16 protein-coding genes are annotated in these 17,058 nt (G+C 68.7%); 5 read left to right on the forward strand and 11 right to left on the reverse strand.

All coding sequences use genetic code 11. From position 1 onward, the window contains the following. Positions 1-75: 75 nt before the first annotated feature. From AAEX57_RS13685 to AAEX57_RS13700, 4 genes are all read right to left on the reverse strand, one after another. The gene (locus AAEX57_RS13685) at positions 76-1,614 is read right to left on the reverse strand and encodes a hypothetical protein (protein WP_342092830.1); all 1,539 of its coding nucleotides are present in this window, start codon (positions 1,612-1,614) and stop codon (positions 76-78) included. 122 nt (positions 1,615-1,736) lie between these two features. Next, positions 1,737-2,003 (reverse strand): 50S ribosomal protein L27, encoded by a 267-nt coding sequence (rpmA, locus tag AAEX57_RS13690; RefSeq protein ID WP_342092831.1) that lies wholly within the window; start codon positions 2,001-2,003, stop codon positions 1,737-1,739. Positions 2,004-2,013: 10 nt separating this feature from the next. Beyond that, positions 2,014-2,322 carry a 50S ribosomal protein L21 gene (rplU, locus tag AAEX57_RS13695; RefSeq protein WP_342092832.1) on the reverse strand — a complete coding sequence of 103 codons (309 nt, stop codon included), beginning with the start codon at positions 2,320-2,322 and terminating at the stop codon, positions 2,014-2,016. Positions 2,323-2,498: 176 nt separating this feature from the next. Then, positions 2,499-5,363, reverse strand: coding sequence for an Rne/Rng family ribonuclease (locus tag AAEX57_RS13700; RefSeq protein ID WP_342092833.1), 2,865 nt, complete (start codon positions 5,361-5,363; stop codon positions 2,499-2,501). 358 nt (positions 5,364-5,721) lie between these two features. On the opposite strand from AAEX57_RS13700, the gene AAEX57_RS13705 reads away from it, so the two are divergent. Both AAEX57_RS13705 and AAEX57_RS13710 read left to right on the forward strand, forming a co-directional pair. After that, positions 5,722-6,438: a TIGR03936 family radical SAM-associated protein gene (locus AAEX57_RS13705; RefSeq protein ID WP_342092834.1), complete on the forward strand. Its 717-nt coding sequence runs from the start codon at positions 5,722-5,724 to the stop codon at positions 6,436-6,438. Between the two features lie 156 nt (positions 6,439-6,594). Beyond that, positions 6,595-7,677, forward strand: a complete 1,083-nt coding sequence (locus AAEX57_RS13710) for a hypothetical protein (protein WP_342092835.1) — start codon at positions 6,595-6,597, stop codon at positions 7,675-7,677. A gap of 272 nt (positions 7,678-7,949) precedes the next feature. Here the strand turns inward: AAEX57_RS13710 and AAEX57_RS13715 are convergent, their stop codons facing one another. From AAEX57_RS13715 to AAEX57_RS13735, 5 genes are all read right to left on the reverse strand, one after another. Continuing rightward, positions 7,950-9,917, reverse strand: coding sequence for a TIGR03960 family B12-binding radical SAM protein (locus AAEX57_RS13715; RefSeq protein ID WP_342092836.1), 1,968 nt, complete (start codon positions 9,915-9,917; stop codon positions 7,950-7,952). 67 nt (positions 9,918-9,984) lie between these two features. Then, entirely contained in the window at positions 9,985-11,052 is a 1,068-nt protein-coding gene (locus AAEX57_RS13720) for a CPBP family intramembrane glutamic endopeptidase (RefSeq protein ID WP_342092837.1), read from the reverse strand. 1 nt (position 11,053) lies between these two features. Next, entirely contained in the window at positions 11,054-11,470 is a 417-nt protein-coding gene (ndk, locus tag AAEX57_RS13725; protein WP_446721162.1) for a nucleoside-diphosphate kinase, read from the reverse strand. A gap of 102 nt (positions 11,471-11,572) precedes the next feature. Beyond that, entirely contained in the window at positions 11,573-11,923 is a 351-nt protein-coding gene (locus AAEX57_RS13730) for a DUF4233 domain-containing protein (RefSeq protein WP_342092839.1), read from the reverse strand. Then, entirely contained in the window at positions 11,917-13,332 is a 1,416-nt protein-coding gene (locus tag AAEX57_RS13735) for a bifunctional folylpolyglutamate synthase/dihydrofolate synthase (RefSeq protein WP_342092840.1), read from the reverse strand. The genes AAEX57_RS13730 and AAEX57_RS13735 overlap by 7 nt, the downstream gene beginning before the upstream one ends. Before the next feature lie 87 nt (positions 13,333-13,419). Between AAEX57_RS13735 and AAEX57_RS13740 the strand changes: the two genes are divergently transcribed. Genes AAEX57_RS13740 through AAEX57_RS13750 form a run of 3 tightly spaced genes read left to right on the forward strand, consistent with a single transcriptional unit; the run spans position 13,420 to position 15,628 of the window. After that, complete coding sequence (locus AAEX57_RS13740; protein WP_342092841.1) at positions 13,420-14,208, forward strand: DsbA family protein; 789 nt, start codon at positions 13,420-13,422, stop codon at positions 14,206-14,208. 59 nt (positions 14,209-14,267) lie between these two features. Beyond that, on the forward strand, positions 14,268-14,819 hold the full coding sequence (locus tag AAEX57_RS13745; RefSeq protein ID WP_342092855.1) for a DoxX family protein: 552 nt from the start codon (positions 14,268-14,270) through the stop codon (positions 14,817-14,819). After that, on the forward strand, positions 14,816-15,628 hold the full coding sequence (locus AAEX57_RS13750; RefSeq protein ID WP_342092842.1) for a DsbA family protein: 813 nt from the start codon (positions 14,816-14,818) through the stop codon (positions 15,626-15,628). The genes AAEX57_RS13745 and AAEX57_RS13750 overlap by 4 nt, the downstream gene beginning before the upstream one ends. Positions 15,629-15,733: 105 nt before the next feature. Here the strand turns inward: AAEX57_RS13750 and AAEX57_RS13755 are convergent, their stop codons facing one another. Together AAEX57_RS13755 and AAEX57_RS13760 are read right to left on the reverse strand one after the other, a co-directional pair. Beyond that, a complete protein-coding gene (locus AAEX57_RS13755; protein ID WP_342092843.1) occupies positions 15,734-16,177 on the reverse strand; it encodes a vitamin K epoxide reductase family protein in 444 nt (147 codons plus the stop codon). Then, positions 16,174-17,046 carry a DUF929 family protein gene (locus tag AAEX57_RS13760; protein WP_342092844.1) on the reverse strand — a complete coding sequence of 291 codons (873 nt, stop codon included), beginning with the start codon at positions 17,044-17,046 and terminating at the stop codon, positions 16,174-16,176. Before AAEX57_RS13760 ends, AAEX57_RS13755 begins: the two co-directional genes overlap by 4 nt. Between the last annotated feature and the right edge of the window lie 12 nt (positions 17,047-17,058).

Consider the following 17,058-nt stretch of genomic DNA (forward strand, 5'->3'; position numbering starts at 1 on the left):
GCGGGTCAACGTCGGTGTGACGAATGACACCCAGTTCCGGTTCCCCAGCCGGTCATCAGACTCTTCCGGCCAATGTCAGCGCGCGGTCACCCGCAGCTTGGCGACGCTGTAGTTGGCGTCCTCGTTGTGGGCATTGGCGCCCACGGCGCCCAGGCTCTCCACCCAGGGCCGGATCGTGGGCGGGACCGCGTCGCTCGCGATCGGCCCCAGCGCGGCCAGATTGGCGTAGAAGCCGATCTGTCCCTGCTCCGGCGTGGCGTAGGCGGCCTTGAAGCTCGGATCCATGATCAGCCGCTTCTTGGTGCGCAGCACCAGCTTGTTGCGCTCCGCGTCCTGGGAGACCACGACGGTGCGCTTGCGTCGCGACGCGATCCAGCCATCCTGTTCGACGCCGGACTGCCGCACCAGCGACTCCACCCGGTCGGCCTCCTGGTTGCCGCGGGAGATGGTGGCCACCTGCATCGGCAGGTCGGAGAGGCTCGTCGTGGCGCCCTTCGCCGGGGAGAAGCTCACCCGCAGGTCCTTGCCCAGCATGGTCTGGGCATCGCCGGGCAGTTCCCCCTTCAACCGGCTGGCGGCGGGCCCTACGTCGACGCCGAGGCGACCCAGCACCCGATGCAGCTGGGGCCAGCGCGCGGCCGCCACCTGGTCACCGTCGCTGATCCCGAAGGCAAGCACCGTGTCCTGTGGCAGGCTGGCCAGGTTCATCTCCGTGGTGCTGGTCTGGTGGGCCTCGGTCGCCTTGGCGGCCAGCTTGAGTTCCGGGGTGCCCTCGATCATCCGGACCGAACCGGCGGCGCTCCGCCAGCCCGCCGCCCGGATCTCGGCGACCGCCCGGCCGGGAAGCGATCCGCTCTCCCCCAGCTGCTTGGCGACGGCGGGTGAATCCAGCAGGTGCACCATCCCTTGCTTGGTGACCCAGAAGTTGAGCAGGCCCTGGCGCCCCACGCGCTTGCGATCGTCCAGGTAGTCATCGCTGGTGGCCAGTGGGGAGGAACTGCCCTCTGTGAGCACCTGTCCGGCCTGGCCCGAGCCGGTGGCCAGCACCAGGAAGCCGTCGCGATAGGCAGCGTCACTGGGCAGTGCGCCGCAGCCGGCCAGCGTCGCCGCGCCCCGCCGGGCCTGCTGCTCGTCGGTCACCTGCAATGCCCAGACCGGTTCGTCGGAGCCCGACGGCAGGGCGACGGCCACCTTGCGCCCCAACCAGGGCTTGACCGCCGTGTCGTAGTCGACGCCGGCGCAGGCGGTTCCCTTGACCAGGCCCCGCCACAGCTCGGCGCGAAGATCACCCTGTTCGGTCAGGGAGACGGCCTCGGTCACCGGCTTGACCCGCAGTGCGAAGCGCACCATCTCCGCCCGCTGCAACAGGTCGGGTTCGACGTCCAGCTCGGCGAAGGCGCGCACCGAGGCCGGCAGCACGTCTGCGCCGCTCTCCGGGGCCGGATTGCGCTTGCCCAGCGGATCCAGCACCACGATTCCCGCGCCCAGGGCACCCACCGCGGCCAGCGCCAGGCCACCGCGCAACCAACCGGAACGGCCGGACGGGCGGCGGCGGGTGTCCGGTGCGGCGCTGGCGCCGTCGTCGCTGGTGGGGGTGGTGTGCTGCTCGGTCAAGGCGTGTCCTGGGAAGGTGTGGGCGGCTCGGTTGGCGGTGCAGGCTTCAGCCTAGGCAGAAACGCCGAGGGCGGCCCGTTTCGGACCGCCCTCAGCGTGTGTGGTTCTCAGTCTGCCTGCGTTCAGCTGGCAGCAGCCTCGACGGGCTGGATGTTGACGACCCGGCGACCCCGACGGGTGCCGAACTCGACATTGCCCTCGACCAGGGCGAACAGGGTGTCGTCGCCACCGCGACCGACGCCATTGCCCGGGTGGAAATGGGTGCCGCGCTGACGGACGATGATCTCGCCAGCGTTCACCAGCTCGCCGCCGAAGCGCTTCACGCCGAGGCGCTGAGCGTTCGAGTCGCGGCCGTTCTTGGACGAAGATGCGCCCTTCTTGTGTGCCATGTCAGCTCCCTCAGCCCTTGATACCGGTGATCTTGACCTGGGTGTACTTCTGACGGTGCCCCTGGCGCTTCTTGTAACCGGTCTTGTTCTTGTACTTCATGATGCGGATCTTGGGACCCTTGGTCTCAGCCAGCACCTCGGCCGAAACCGAGGCCTTCTCCAGGGCACCCTTGTCAGAGGTGACGGTCTCGCCGTCAACCAACAGCAGCGGGGTCAGCTCGACGCTGTCGCCCACCTTGTCGGTCACCTTGTCGATCTCAACAACGTCGCCAACGGCAACCTTGTGCTGGCGGCCGCCACTGCGCACGATCGCGTACACGCCTGACCTACTCTCGTTCGATGTCGTGAGGAAAAATCCAACAGGCTCCAGGCCTGTTGAAAGTCATTCGGTGGGCGGGGGAACGAGCCAAAGACTCATCACGCCCGCAACCCGGACCGACCGCCAACTCTACCCGTGCCGTGTGGCGGGGTCAAACTGACGGTCGGTTGGGTGGATCAATGGTTGTTGCGACGCCCGCGACGCCCGCCACCACTGTGGCGATCACCGCCGTCGGCCGGCGCCTGTGTCTCCACCGGATGGTCGTGCCGGATGAAGCCGCGGCCACCGCAGCCCGAGCACTCCTCGGTGAAGGCCTCGGCCAAGCCGGTGCCGATCTTCTTGCGGGTCATCTGCACCAGGCCCAGGCTGGTGACCTCGGCCACCTGGTGGCGGGTGCGATCCCGGCCCAGGCACTCCACCAGGCGTCGCAGCAGCAGCTCCCGGTTGCTGGGCAGCACCATGTCGATGAAGTCGACGACGATGATGCCGCCGATGTCGCGCAACCGCAGCTGGCGCACGACCTCCTCGGCCGCCTCCAGGTTGTTGCTGGTGACGGTGGCCTCCAGGTTGCCGCCGGTGCCGGTGAACTTGCCGGTGTTGACGTCAATCACGGTCATCGCCTCGGTGCGGTCGATCACCAGCGAACCGCCCGACGGCAGGAAGACCTTGCGTTCCAGCGCCTTGGCGATCTGGTCGTCGATCTTGTGCTTGGCGAAGGGATCGCCCTGGGTCTCGGTCTCCCACTTGGTGAGCCGTTCGGCCAGGTGCGGCGCAACGTGAGTGACGTAGCCGTTGATCGCCTCATAGGCGTCCTCGGGGCCGCCATTTCCGGCGACGACCAGCTCGGTGAAGTCCTCGGTGAACAGGTCACGCACGATCCGCACGGTCAGGTCCGGCTCCGCGTAGAGCTGCTGCGGGGCGCTGCCCTGCTTGGACTTCTTCTCGATGATCTCCCACTGCGCCTTGAGCCGGTTCACGTCGCGGATCAGCTCGTCCTCGCTGGCGCCCTCGGCGGCGGTCCGCACGATCACCGACGACTTGTCGTCGATCAGCTCGGCCAGGATGTCCTTCAGGCGGTGCCGCTCGGAATCGGCCAGCTTTCGGCTGATCCCGGACAGGTGACCGCCCGGGGAGTAGACCACGTAACGGCCGGGCAGGCTGATGTGGCTGGTCAGGCGGGCACCCTTGGCCCCCACCGGATCCTTGCTGACCTGCACCAGGACGGTCTGGCCGCTCTTGAGGACCTGCTCCACCTTCTTCTGCTCACCGGCGGCGCCGAAGGCGTCCCAGTCGATCTCACCGGCGTAGAGCACCGCATTGCGGCCCCGACCGATGTCGATGAAGGCGGCCTCCATGCTGGGCAGCACGTTCTGCACCCGGCCCAGGTAGATGTTGCCGATCAGGCTGGTAGCGCTGGCGCGATCCACATAGTGCTCCACCAGGATGTCGTCCTCCAACACGGCGAGCTGGGTGTACTCCTCGTTCTGCCGGATCACCATCCGTCGGGTGACGGACTCGCGGCGGGCCAGGAATTCCGACTCGCTCAGGATCGGGGCGCGACGACGGCCGGCGGCGCGGCCCTCCCGGCGGCGCTGCTTCTTGGCCTCCATCCGGGTGGAGCCGTCGATGCCGGTGACCTCGTCATTGGCCTGCGCGGTGCTGCGGACCCGGCGCGGCTCGCGCACCCGGACCACCACATCGCTCGGGTCGTCCTCGGCGCCACCGGTGTCCTCACCGCGACGGCGGCGACGGCGGCGGCGACGGCGGCCGCCTTCGGAGCCCTGTTCGTCGGAGTCAGTGTCGTTCTTGTCCGCGGCGTCCTCGGAGCCCTCGGAGGAGTCGTCGGAGTCCTCGGTCTTGGCCTGCTCGTCGGTGGAGTCGTCGTCCGACGAGTCGTCGGAGCTGCTCCCCCGGCGACGGCGGCGGCCACCGCGGCGACGACGACGGCGACGCGAGCCGCCCTCCTCGTCATCCGTGGAGTCGGCATCATCATCCGAGGTGTCGTCCTCGGAAGTGTCGTCGTTGTCCTCGTCCTGCGACGAGTCCTGGTCGGCCTCGTCCTCGCCGTCCGCGCCGTCCTCGACGGCCTCGGGCTGATCGGTGTCCTCGGCGGTCTCGTCCTCGTCCTCGACATCCTCCGGGTCGACGGCCATCTGCTCTGCCTCGGGCATCGGCGCGATCGCGGGGACGGTCGGCACGGCGGGCAGCACGGCCTGCTGGTCACCGGCGGCGATCGAGGCGGCCAGCGAGTTCAGCACGGCCTGGGCATCCACCTCGCCGTTCTCGTCGACCGGCAGCTGCGGGCTGACGAAGGGGTTGGCGACGGCCTTGGCCACCTTGCGGCCCCGCTTGGGGCGATCCGCGGCGGCGGCGCTGACGGCAGCCAGCGCGGCATCCACGTCGGCCGGGGCCTCGGTGGTGGGCTCGGCGGCCTTGCGGCTGCGCCGACGGCGAGGGGCGGGCTCCGCGGCGGGCGCCTCGGCCACCGGGACGGCTTCCTCGGAATCGTCGGCGGCGGGATCGGCGACGGGGGCGGCCTCGGCCGGGGCCTGCGTCGCCTTGGTGGTCTTGCGGGTCCTGGTGCGGCGGGCGCGGGGGGCCTCGACGGGCTCGTCCGGCGCGGGCACGGAGGCCTCGACCGCTTCGGCAAGCTCGGTGGCGGGGCCCTGCGCGGCTGGGGCCGGAGCCTCGGCGGGCTCGGCAACCGGGGTGTTCTCGGCCGCCTGGAAGGCGGGCACGGTCTGGGCGGTCACCGTCGGCGCCGCGACCGGCTCAGGTGCGGCGGCCTTGCGGGTGGCGCGGCGGCGCTTGGGACGCTCGGCGGGGGCCTCGTCGGCGGGCGGCTCGCTGGCCACCACGACGCTGGCCTGACCGGCGGCCTGGGTCACCGGAACCTCGGCCTCGGCAACCGTCACCTCCTTGGGCGGACCGGCGGGGCGGGAGGCGGCGCGGCGGCGCTTGGGGCGCTCGGCGGGCACGGATTCGTTCTGGGTGTTGTCCTGGTTCGGCTGGTCAGAGTCCACAAAAAACTCATCGAGCATGCTGTGCTCCTCGGCACCCTGCGAGGGTGCGGTTCGTCAGCCGCGGTAGTGAATCGCGGCCAAAAGCTGGCGGAAATCGGATCTGCCGGCCCCACCCCGCGGTCGAAGGCGTCGTCGCGGTTGGCAGTGCTCGCCGATCCGAGTGAGCAGTTCATGAAGGACTGCTTACCTGCCCGCCAGTATGGCACATGTCACAGCCGCGGTTCGATTCCCCACGCCGCGACCGCGCTCGGGCGCCGCCGGTTTGCGCCACAAACCACATCCTGATTCGGAGGTAGTGCCTCCACGGCATTGGGTGGCACTCAGAATGTGGTTTGTGGCGCAGACCTCTCCCGAGCACTGCCGGTAGGGTGTCCGCGTGGCTCGACAGCAACCAGAACAGCAGGCCCCGCCCGCCCAGTGGCTTCGCGTCCAGTACGCCAAGCGCGGGCCGGCCCGGTTCACCAGCACCCGGGACTTCGGCCGGGCCTTCGAGCGCGCCCTGCGGCGGGCTCAGGTGCCGATGGCCTACTCGTCGGGCTTCAACCCGCACCCGCGGATCTCCTATGCCAATGCCTCCCCCACGTCGGCGGCCACCGAGGCGGAGTACCTGGAGATCGGCGTCAGCGAGGTCTGCGCCCCCGATGCGGTGTGCGCCGCCCTGGACGAGGCCCTTCCGCCCGGCCTGGACGTGGTCAAGGTGGTGGTCTCCGACCGGCGCTCGCTGTCGGAGATCCTGACCGCGTCGCGCTGGCGGATCGAGCTGGACCCGGCCGGGGAGGGAGACATCGACCCCGAGGCGCTGCGCCGTGCCGTGGAGCAGCTTCTGGCGGCCGAGAACTTCCAGATCAGCCGGATGACCAAGACCGGCCTGCGGGAATTCGACGTCCGCTCCGCGATCATCACGCTGACCCAGCCGGAGCCCACCGAGTTGGAGCTCTTCGCCCACCACACCACGCCGCTGGTGCGGCCCGACGACGTGGTGAAGGCCCTGCGCCAGATCGCCCCCGAGCTGGAGGTCCCCCGCCCCGCGATGCTGACCCGGCTGGCCCAGGGCGAGCTGGTGGACGGGGAACTGCGCGACGCCATGGCCTGACCGCCCGATCCCCCGCCGAGCCGATCCGCGGGTGCTGGGAATCTCTTGGGAAAGCCTTCTGTGCTTCTCATCGACGGATTGCAACCCTGCACCCGGTGGCGCGCGTAGATGGAGTGACAGGCGCACGGGGCGCCCGCCATCGCCCAGGGGGACATCATGAACATCCGTCGCAGCACCCATCACAGCCTCGCCACCATCGGCATTGCCGGGTTGGCACTCACCTCCGCCCTGGCCAGCACGCCCGTCGCCGACGCCGCGCCGGCCCCCACCGGCAAGCTCCCCGCCATGGGCGCCGGCTGGAGCGCCGTCACCCTCGGCCGGCAGGGCATGCTCACCATGGTGTCCCCCACCGGAACCCACTACCCGGTGCTGAAGCTCGGCGCCGACTGGAATGTCGAGGCAGTCTCCCCCACCGGCACGCGGGTGCTGGTGCTGAACTACGCGGGCCTGCGACCGGTCCGCAAGATCGTCGACGTGCGCACCCGCAGCACCACGCTGCTGAAGGGTAGTTGGGAAGAGGTGCGATTCAGCAACCCATCGGGCCGATCACTGATCGCCCGCACCGCACCCACCACCGACTCCGGCTCCCTGCAACGACTCAGCCTGAAGGGAGTGGTGCAGACCAATTACGCCGGAACCCTGCACGGCTTGGGAATGCTGCCCACCCAGAACGGCAAGTTCCTGGTCAGCCGCGGCGGCACGGGCAGGCTCCAGGTCAACGGCAATGCGACGGGGGTCCGGGTACGCAGCCTGCCCAATCCGAAAGGCTTCGGGCTCTGCACCCCGCAGCACTGGCTGGATGCCAACCGCTTCACCGCGGCCTGCCTGCCGACCAACATCCGGCGCACCGACGCGCAGGCCTTCCGTTACGACATCCGCGGTGGCGCACCGGTGGCGCTGACGTCGACGCTGAGCACCAAGGGAGCGCTGATGTTCGGCTACCTGGACAGCTGGGCCACTCCCACCGGCCGGGTGGTTGAGGCCGCCAGCTCGTGCGGGCCGTCGCGGATGGGCGTGGTCAATGGCCGCACCGTGAACCCGCTGCGGATGCCCGACGATTCCGCGCCACTGGCCGTCGTCGGCACCAGCGTCTACTACTTCAACGGCTCCGGCTGCGACTCCGCGACCCGCTCGATCAGCCGCCTTGACCTGCGCACCGGGCGCAACGTTGTGCTGGCCGGTCTGGGCCGGGACAAGCAGCGAGTGACCAGCGTCGCGATGGTGGACGCCCGCCGCTGAGCCTCCGATTCCAGGGCTTCCCAAGAGTTCACCAGCCGGTCACTCTCGGGTGACCGGCTCGGATCGAGCCAGTGGTATTGGGACAGCCTCGAGTACGTCGCCGAGGGCTCCGCGCTGAAGCGCCATGACCTGGCCACGGGCCGGTCCACCACCCTGGCCGGCCATTCCCCCAGACACGGTCTGGTGGTCTGGCACGTCGCCGTGATCAACCGGATGAACTGACGATCGGCGGCCCCGGGTGGGCCGCCGATCGAACGGCTCTCCGACCCGCTTCACCCCTTGGGTGACAGGTCCCGGGTGACCACCTGCAGCGGGATCAGCGTGGCGCCGGTGGGGCCGATCTGGATGTTGGTGTCCATCTGCGGGCAGACACCGCAGTCATAACAAGGGGTCCAGCGGCAGTCCTCCACCTCGCCGCCATCCAGCGCGTCCTGCCAGTCCTCCCACAACCAGTCCCGGTCCAGGCCCGAGTCCAGGTGGTCCCAGGGCAGCACCTCGTCGTAGTCCCGCTCGCGGGTGGTGTACCAGGCCAGGTCCACCGGCTCGCCGGCCAGGGCCTGCTCGCTGCAGGCCACCCAGCGGTCATAGCTGAAGTGCTCGCTCCAACCGTCGAAGTGACCGCCGTCGCGCCAGACCGCCTCGATGATCCTGCCCACCCGACGATCGCCGCGGCTGAGCAGGCCCTCGATCTGGCCGGGCTTGCCGTCGTGGTAGCGCATGCCGATCGCCTTGCCGAACTGCCTGTCCGCCCGGACCGTCTCGCGCAGCAGCTGCAACCGGTGGTCGATGGTCTCCGGCGAGGCCTGACCGGCCCACTGGAAGGGGGTGTGGCTCTTGGGCACGAAGCCGCCGATGGAGATGGTGCAGCGAATGTCCCGGGTGCCGGCCACCTGCCGCCCGGTCTCGATCACGCGCTTGGCCATGTGGTAGATCCCCAGCACGTCCTCGTCGGTCTCGGTGGGCAGGCCGCACATGAAGTACAGCTTCACCTGGCGCCAGCCATTGCCGAAGGCCGTGGCGACGGTGTTGATCAGGTCGTCCTCGCTGACCATCTTGTTGATCACCTTGCGCATCCGCTCGCTGCCACCTTCGGGGGCGAAGGTGAGGCCGGAGCGACGGCCGTTGCGGCTCAGCTCGTTGGCGAGGTCGATGTTGAAGGCGTCCACGCGGGTCGACGGGAGGGAGAGGGAGACATTGGTGCCCTCGTAGCGGTCGGCCAGCTGCTTGGTGACCTCGGCGATCTCGGAGTGGTCGGCGGAGCTGAGGCTGAGCAGACCCACCTCCTCCAGACCCGTCGCCTCCAGCCCACCGGCCACCATCTGGCCGATCGTCTCGAGGTTGCGCTCTCGCACCGGGCGGGTGATCATCCCGGCCTGGCAGAAGCGACAGCCTCGGGTGCAGCCGCGGAAGATCTCCACCGAATAGCGCTCGTGCACGGTCTCGGCCAGCGGCACCAGCGGCTTTTGCGGGTAGGGCCACTGGTCCAGGTCCATCAGGGTGTGCTTGCGCACCTGGAAGGGTACGCCGGGCCGGTTCGGGGCGACGCGCTGGATCCGGCCGTCGGGCAGGTAGCTGACGTCGTAGAACCTGGGGACGTAGACCTCACCGGTCTCCGCCAACCGCTGCAGCAGGCCGTCGCGTCCGCCGGGACGATCCGCCGTCTTCCACTCGCGGATCAGCTCGCTGATCAGCAGTACCGCCTCCTCGCCGTCGCCCAGGACCGCGGCATCGATGAAGTCCGCGATCGGTTCCGGGTTGAACGACGCGTGGCCACCGGCCAGCACGATCGGGTCGTCCTCGCGACGATCGGCGTTGCGGACTGGGATTCCGGCCAGATCCAACGAGTTGAGCATATTGGTGTAGGTGAGCTCGGTGGAGAAGCTCAGCCCCAGCACGTCGAAGGCGCCGACCGGGCGGTGCGCGTCCAGCGTGAACTGCGGAATCTGGTGCTCGCGCATCAGCTTCTCCAGATCCGGCCAGATGGCGTAGCTGCGTTCGGCCAGGATCCAGTCGCGCTCGTTGAGGATCTCGTAGAGGATTGCCACGCCCTGGTTGGGCTGCCCCACCTCGTAGGCGTCGGGGTACATCAACGCCCAGTGCACGTCGACGTCGTCCCAGTTCTTGACGACGGAATTGTGCTCGCCGCCGACGTACTGGATGGGCTTGCTCACCTGGGCGAGCAGCGGCTCGAGCCGGCCGAAGAGGCTCTCGGGGGCGGTGGTGCGGGTGTCAACAGTCATGGTGGCACCAGCGTAGTTGAGGCTTCAGCATCAACGGGAATCCGACGACGCTGACCGCCCCTGCCGCTCAGAACCCCCGCTGGGCCCGTTGCCAGGCGATCATCTGCTGCTGCCAGGTGGCGAGTTGCTGATCCAGCTGGCGCTGGCGCTCCAGGCCCGGCGCGGTGGCGGCGACGACCTTGTGCCGTCGGGCCTGCCACTCCACCAGTGCCCAGCCGATCAGCGGTACCGCCACGCCGATCAAGGCCGACGGGCCCGCGGCACCGGCGGAGCGGTCGAACATGTCGGAGATGTCGCTGAAGGGCATCGTCGCCTCGCTGAGCACATTGTTCACGATGTGCATCGCGATCGCGGCCTCCAACCCGCCGGTGCGCAGCGTCATGCCGCAGGCGATCATCCCGAAGCAGAAGTAGAAGATGTTCAGCCAGATGTCCTGGGCGAAGTGGGAGAACATGAACAGCGTCGAGCTGACCACGGCCCCCACGACGAAACCGATCCAGCGATGGGTGAAGAAGCTGGCCAGCGCGCGATTGATCGCCCCGCGAAAGCCGTACTCCTCGCCGGCGGCCTGGAAGGGTGTCGTGAGCAGGATGCCGAACAGCAGCAGCCAGGTGTCGGAGTTGACCGCCAGCCCCAGACCTTGCGGGGAACGCGACATCAGCCAGGTCTCCAACCCGATGTAGAGCAACCACAGCGGCAGTAGCACGGCGAAGCAGCGCCCCAGCCATACCCACCGGATCCGCCCGGTGATGCTCGACAGCCAGCCCGGCCGCTGCTTGAAGAACCACCGCCCCAGCAGCATTCCGATGGGGATGAACAGGGCCAGCGACAGGTTGTTGATCAGGAAGAGCGCCGGCGTCATCTTCAGGTTCTCGTTGCTCATCTGCCGCACCTCCTCCATGGTGCGGCGGCCGGTGGAGACGTCGATGCCGATGGCGATGGCGCCGAAGACCATGGAGAGCAGGAAGAAGGCCAGTGCCCCGACCACCAGCACTGCCAACGGACGCCACCAGCGCCACAGCGGGGTGCGCCAGAACTGGTGGTAGGAGCTCTCGGTCACGGGCAGCTCCACCGTGGGCATGGGCGTGCTGGGCATCGGCAGGGCGGTCTGCGGCTGCTGGGGGTGCTGGGTCACGTCACTGGGCCAGGTTGGGGAACCAGATGGCGATCTCGCGGGCGGCGCTCTCGGGCGCGTCGGAGGCATGCACCAGGTTGCGGTTCTTGAACAGCGACAGGTCACCGCGGATGGTGCCGGGGGCGGCGACGGCGGAATCGGTGGTGCCGTTCAGGCATCGCACGGCCTCGATGGCGCGCTCCCCCTCCAAAACGACGGAGACCAGCGGGCCCGAGGTGATGAACTCCTCCAGCGACGGGTAGTACTCGCGACCGACATGCTCCGCATAGTGCTGCTGGGCGACGGTGGCGTCAGCGGTGCGCAGCTCCAGCGCCAGGACGGTCAGCCCCTTGGCCTCGTAGCGGCGGATGATCTCCCCGATCAGGCCGCGTTCCACGGCGTCGGGCTTGAGCAGGACCAGGGTGCGTTCAGTCGTCATGACCATGACCCTACAAGCTGGCCCACTGTCCAGGCGCGCCGTCGCGGTGGAGGTCGCCGAAGCGCCCGGGCGTCAGTGCCAGTCGAGTTGAAGGGAACGTGACTACTGGGCCGTGTTGGACTCCAGGCGTCGGCCCATCATGAAGGAGGCCGCCCAGATGGTCAGGAACATCAGGCCGACGACGAACATCATCGGCGTCAGGAAACCCAGCGCGATGCCGACCAGTTGCGCGGCCCAGCCGAGGGCATAGCCGAGCGGCGTCTTGATCCGGGCGGCGGCCAGGATGCACAGCAGGCAGGCGATGATGCAGCTGGCCGCGGCCAGCGGAACCGAGACCTCGGAGACCATGACCATGCCCGGAAAGGCCAGCCCGAAGACGATCACCTCCATGATCAGGCAGCCGGACATGGCGCGGTTCATCGGATTGTCCGGGGCCAGGGCGAGGTTCACCACGAGTTGTCTCCGTCCAGGTCGAAGGGGGTGGTCAAGGTGGTCCGGTCGACGACGGCCTCGGGCTCGGGGCGGTTGGCCACCAGGATGGCGCGGGCCTCACCCGCCAGGATCACCGAGCCAGCCACCAGCACGCCGGCGCCGGGTTCCTCGTCGGCCAGCATGGTGGCCAGTTCCAGCGCGGTGGCGACGTCGGGAGCCGTGCGCACCCGCTGCTCGCCCAGGATTCCGGCGGCGCGCTCGGCCAGCTCGTCGGCGCCCAGGCCGCGGTCGGTGGAGGCGACGCGGGTACAGATCAGGGTGGTCATCTGCTCGCCGAAGATCCGCAGCACCCCGTCGACGTCCTTGTCGCCCATCATGGCGACGACGCCGATCATCGGGGCAAAGGCATAGTTCTCGACCATCGCCGCCATGGTGGCGGTGGCGCCGTGCGGATTGTGGCAGGTGTCGATCACCACCGGCGGGGAGGTGCGCACCAGCTCCATCCGGGCGGGGGCCTCGACGGCAGCGAAGCCGTCCACCACCACCTCCGGGTTCAACGCCCGGCCACCCAGCAGCGCCTCGACGGCGGCCATCGCCAACGCCGCATTCTGCGCCATGTGCGAACCAAAGAGCGGCAGGTGGATGTCACCCACCGGCCCCTCCGTCCCCTGCAGCCGCAGCAGCTGACCGCCGACGGCCTGGGTGCGCTCCAGCAGGGCGAAGTCGCGCCCCTCCAGCACCATCTTGGCGCCCACCTCGGTGCAGCGATCCGTCAGCACCTCGGCCGCCTCCTGCTCCTGCGCGGCGAGAACCGCGGTGCTGCCGGGCTTGATGATCCCGGCCTTCTCGGTGGCGATCTCGTGCAGGGTGTCACCCAGGATGTGGGTGTGGTCCAGCCCGATGGGGCAGACGACGCTGACCTGCGGGCTGCAGACGCTGGTGGCATCCCAGGTGCCGCCCAGCCCCACCTCGATCACCATCACGTCGACGGGGGCATCGGCGAAGGCGGCATAGGCCAGGCCGGTGATCACCTCGAAGAAGGTCATGTTCACCCCGTCGATCTGCTGCGCGTCGACCATCTCGACATAGGGCCGCACGTCGGCCCACAGCTCGTCGAAACGCTCGTGGCTGATCGGCTCGCCGTCAACGCAGATCCGCTCGGTGACGTCCACCAGGTGCGGTGAGGAGAAACGGCCGGTGCGCAGGCCGTTGGCGCGCAGCAGGGCGTCGATCATGATCGCGGTGCTGCCCTTGCCATTGGTGCCGGCCACCTGGATCACCGGCGCGGACTTCTCGGGGGAACCCAGCAGGTCCATCAGGGCCTGGATCCGGCCCAGCGACGGGGCGATCCGGTGCTCGGGCCAGCGGGAGATCAGCTCTTCGGTGATCTGGGCGTGGCTGCTGGACGAGTGCGTGGGGGGTGTTGTCATGGTGGTGCCAGCCTACCGGCCCCAGCGACATGGCAGGCTTGTGATTGGGTGCACACGTCGTGGCCCGCAGCCGTCAAGGAGAAACAGATGGGCAAGCCCACCCCCGCCAGCCGTCGAGCGGCGCTGCAGGCACAGCGTGAGGCCGCGCTGGCCGCGCAGCGTCGAGGCCGGATCATCGGTGCCGTGGTGGGCGCCACCCTGGCCGTGCTGCTGGTGGCGGGCGGCGCGTGGTGGTGGAACCAGTCGCGCAAGCCGGCGCCGGTGCCCGTCGGGAAGCAACTGGCGGTGCCGAATGCCTCGGCCAAGGGCGAGGGCATCACCCTGGCCAAGACGCCCGCGGGCAAGCCGACGCTGGTGATCTACGAGGACTACCAGTGCCCGTGGTGCAAGGTGGCGCACGACGCCCTGGGCCCGCTGACCACCAAGCTGGTGGCCAAGGGGGAGATCGGCGTCGAGGTGCGCAGCATCACACTGCTGGACCGCGCGTCGAATGACTCCTCCTATCGGGCGAATGTGGGCGCGGCCTGCGCCGACGTCGCCGGGGCCTATGACAGGTACCGCAACGCCGTCTTCGCCAAACAGCCCGCCAAGGAGGGTGACGGCTATTCCGACGAGCTGTTGAAATCGTTGTTGGACACCCTGTCGCTGGAGGATCCGTCGGCGTTCACCCAGTGCTATGACCAGCGCCAGACCCACGACGCGGTCACCACGGTGCTCGACGCCGCCCGGGCCGCCGACCGGGACACCTCCTCGCCCCAGTACTGGGTGGCGGATGACTCCGGTGCACTGAAGAACCAGCTGGATCTGAAGGCCCTGATGGGTGAGAAGGATCCCACCGAGGCGGACTACCTGGCCGCGATCAAGGCCGCGGCATGAGCCGGGCGGAACACGGCACCCCAGAGGCAACTGGATCGGCCGACTATCATTCCCCCGTGATTGAAACTGAAACTTCTGGCCGGACGGCCCGGGACTGGATCGGGCTGCTGGCCCGGCTGGTGCTGGGTGGTGCGCTGCTGGTGGCCGGCCTGCTGAAGGTGGGCAATCTGGACGCCAATGTGCTCTCCGTGCGCGCCTACCGGCTGGACTTCCTGCCCTATTCAGTGATCAAGGCGATCGGCTACGGCCTGCCGGTGCTGGAGATCATCGTCGGCCTGCTGATCCTGGTTGGCCTGTTCACCCGGGTCTCGGCGCTGGTCGGCACCCTGATGATGCTTGCCTTCATCGCCGGCATCGCCAGCGTCTGGGCCCGCGGCCTGAGCATCGACTGCGGCTGCTTCAGCCAGGGCGGGCAGACCGACGACCCGAAGTACCTGTGGGAGATCATCCGCGACGCCGTCTTCGCGGCGTGCGGGGCCTGGCTCGTCTGGCGCCCGCGCACCCCGTTCAGCGTCGACGGCTGGCTCTTTCGCCCCATCAGCCCACTACTCCCCTCTGACCATGACATCGACCCGGACGAGGACAACCTCGTCGGAGAGGACCCCCGATGAGCAGCAAGAAGGCTTCCGGCAGCAGCCCCGCACCCGCCAACCGTCGCGAACAACTGCGAATTCGGCAGGAGGCGGAGGCCAGGAAGGCCCGCCAGATGCGGATCGTGATGATGGGCGCGCTGGTGCTGGCCCTGGCGATCGCGGCCATCGTCGGCACCGTGCTCTTCAACAACAACCGCACCAAGGCGCGGGAGGTCACCGCACAGGGCACCCCGCCCAATGCCACCGCGGACAAGTCCGCCATCGTGGTCAACCCGGGCAAGGCAAAGCAGGGCGCTCCGACGGTCAGCCTCTTCTTCGACTATCAGTGCCCGGCCTGCAAGCAGCTGGAGCAGAGCCACGGCCCGCTCCTCGAGTCCTTGGCCAACAAGGGCGAGATCAACTTCGAGTACCGCACCATGACCTTCATGGAGCGCAATCCCAACCTGCTCAACAGCGCCTCCACCCGCGCGGCGATCGGCGCGGCCTGCGCCGACAAGGCCGGCGCCTACGCGAAGTACCACAATGCCGTCTTCGCCAACCAGGCCCAGCAGGAGGTCAAGGGCTCAGAGGGCTACTCCGACGAGCTGCTGCGCAGCACCATCCCGCAGCAGGTGGGGATCACCGGCGAGCAGCTGACCACCTTCCAGAGCTGCTACGACACCAGGGCCACCGAGGACTTCGTCAAGACCGTGGACGAGAAGGCCAGCGCCGCCGGGATCACCGGCACGCCATCGCTGATGGTCAACGGCAACAAGGTGGACATGAAGACCGTGAACCTGGGCAGCACCGAGGCCGAGCTGCTGGCCGCGCTGAAGGCCAACGCCTGAGCCAGTCGCGCCCCACGGGCTGGTCCTCACCGCTCTGGTGCGCACAACGTTAAAGGGGGCTCCGAGCACATCGCTCGGAGCCCCCTTCGTCATGTGGGTGACTGATCAGCCCTGGTCGTCCTCCAGCAGGATCTGCGCAGTCAAGCGGAGCAGGAAGAGCAGCAGCACCGTGACGTGCACCACGGTGCACCAGGAGCAGATCTTGCCCAGCGGCACCAGCTCCACCCAGACCAGGTAGAGCACGAAGGCCAGACCGGCAGCCAGCCAACCCAGTTGCACCGGGTTGCGGCGCGCCCAGGGCAGGGCCCGACGGCCCCAGGCCCAGAGCACCAGCGAGGCGAGCGCCCAGAGCAGCCCGAGCAGCGCCACCGGAATCCCGAACAGGTAGGAGTAGCTGCTGGTGGTGACGCTCGCGCAGTCCACCACGCCGGTGGAGCTGCAGGCCAGCGTCGCATTGCCGGTGCAGTGCTCGTAGGTCAGGTAGCCGGCCACGCAGAACGCAACCAGATAGAGCAGCCCGGTGAGCCGCTCGACGCGCCGCTGGGTCACTGCAGTTTCTTCGCGGCCTCGGTGACCCCGGCCGAGGTGCAGACCTCGACTGGCTTGTTGCCGGTCTCCTTGCAGATCTGCGCGGAGATCACGTTGGAAGCGCCCAGCACGGCCTTGGACTCAGCGGAGTTGACGTCCTTGAGGGCGTCGACGATCTGCTGCGAGGTCTTGCCGGCCATCGACGAGCCATCGAAACCCGCCCAGTTGCTGAAGGCCGAGCCGTAGTAGGTGAATGGAATGCCGCTCTGCGGGGCATACTTCTTGAAGATCGCCTGGTCTTCCGGGCTCGGGGTCTCCCCGGTGGGCTGTCCCATCCGGTCGGCGGTCTCGACGGCGGTCAGGGAGACCGCGTCGCTGGTGAACCTGGAGCCGGTGAAGGTGATGGTCGGGATGTTGGAGACGGGCCCCTCATTGGGGCTGGACAGGGCATCCTTCAGTCCATCGAACTTCCCGAAGCGGGACAGCGAACTGACCAGCGCCATCCGGTCCATCGCGCAGTAGGGGCAGAATTCGGCACCGATGTAGAGCACCCGGGGCTTGCCGTCCACCAGGTGCGGCTTCCCGCCGGGGATCGTCTGCGGGCTGTCGGTGGTGTTTCCGGCACCGACGGTGTCGAAGTTGGCGGCCGGGATGCTGGTCAATGCCTGCGCCAGGGTCTGGCCCTCGACCGTGGCCTGGGAATCCTTGTCCCGCTTGGACTTGCCGGCCAGCCAGAAGCCCGCCACCAGCGCGGCGATCAGCGCCAGGGTGAGCAGCAGGATGATCACCACCTTCTTGTTCTTGGCGGCCTTCGCCTCGGCGGCACGTTGCTGACGCAGGGCGTCGCGGGCGGACTGCTTTGGCGCGGGGTGGGAACCGTTGCTGCTCATCTGTTCTCTTTC

It is taken from the genome of Luteococcus sp. H91 (assembly GCF_038433135.1).
Classification (GTDB): domain Bacteria; phylum Actinomycetota; class Actinomycetes; order Propionibacteriales; family Propionibacteriaceae; genus Luteococcus.

Excerpts from the sequence above, each read along its gene's own strand:
- AAEX57_RS13710 (WP_342092835.1), top strand. The coding sequence starts at position 6,595 with ATGAACATCCGTCGCAGCACCCATCACAGCCTCGCCACCATCGGCATT.
- AAEX57_RS13735 (WP_342092840.1), bottom strand. The coding sequence starts at position 13,332 with ATGACAACACCCCCCACGCACTCGTCCAGCAGCCACGCCCAGATCACC.
- AAEX57_RS13740 (WP_342092841.1), top strand. The coding sequence starts at position 13,420 with ATGGGCAAGCCCACCCCCGCCAGCCGTCGAGCGGCGCTGCAGGCACAG.
- AAEX57_RS13700 (WP_342092833.1), bottom strand. The coding sequence starts at position 5,363 with ATGCTCGATGAGTTTTTTGTGGACTCTGACCAGCCGAACCAGGACAAC.
- ndk (WP_446721162.1), bottom strand. The coding sequence starts at position 11,470 with ATGACGACTGAACGCACCCTGGTCCTGCTCAAGCCCGACGCCGTGGAA.
- rpmA (WP_342092831.1), bottom strand. The coding sequence starts at position 2,003 with ATGGCACACAAGAAGGGCGCATCTTCGTCCAAGAACGGCCGCGACTCG.
- AAEX57_RS13750 (WP_342092842.1), top strand. The coding sequence starts at position 14,816 with ATGAGCAGCAAGAAGGCTTCCGGCAGCAGCCCCGCACCCGCCAACCGT.
- AAEX57_RS13715 (WP_342092836.1), bottom strand. The coding sequence starts at position 9,917 with ATGACTGTTGACACCCGCACCACCGCCCCCGAGAGCCTCTTCGGCCGG.
- AAEX57_RS13760 (WP_342092844.1), bottom strand. The coding sequence starts at position 17,046 with ATGAGCAGCAACGGTTCCCACCCCGCGCCAAAGCAGTCCGCCCGCGAC.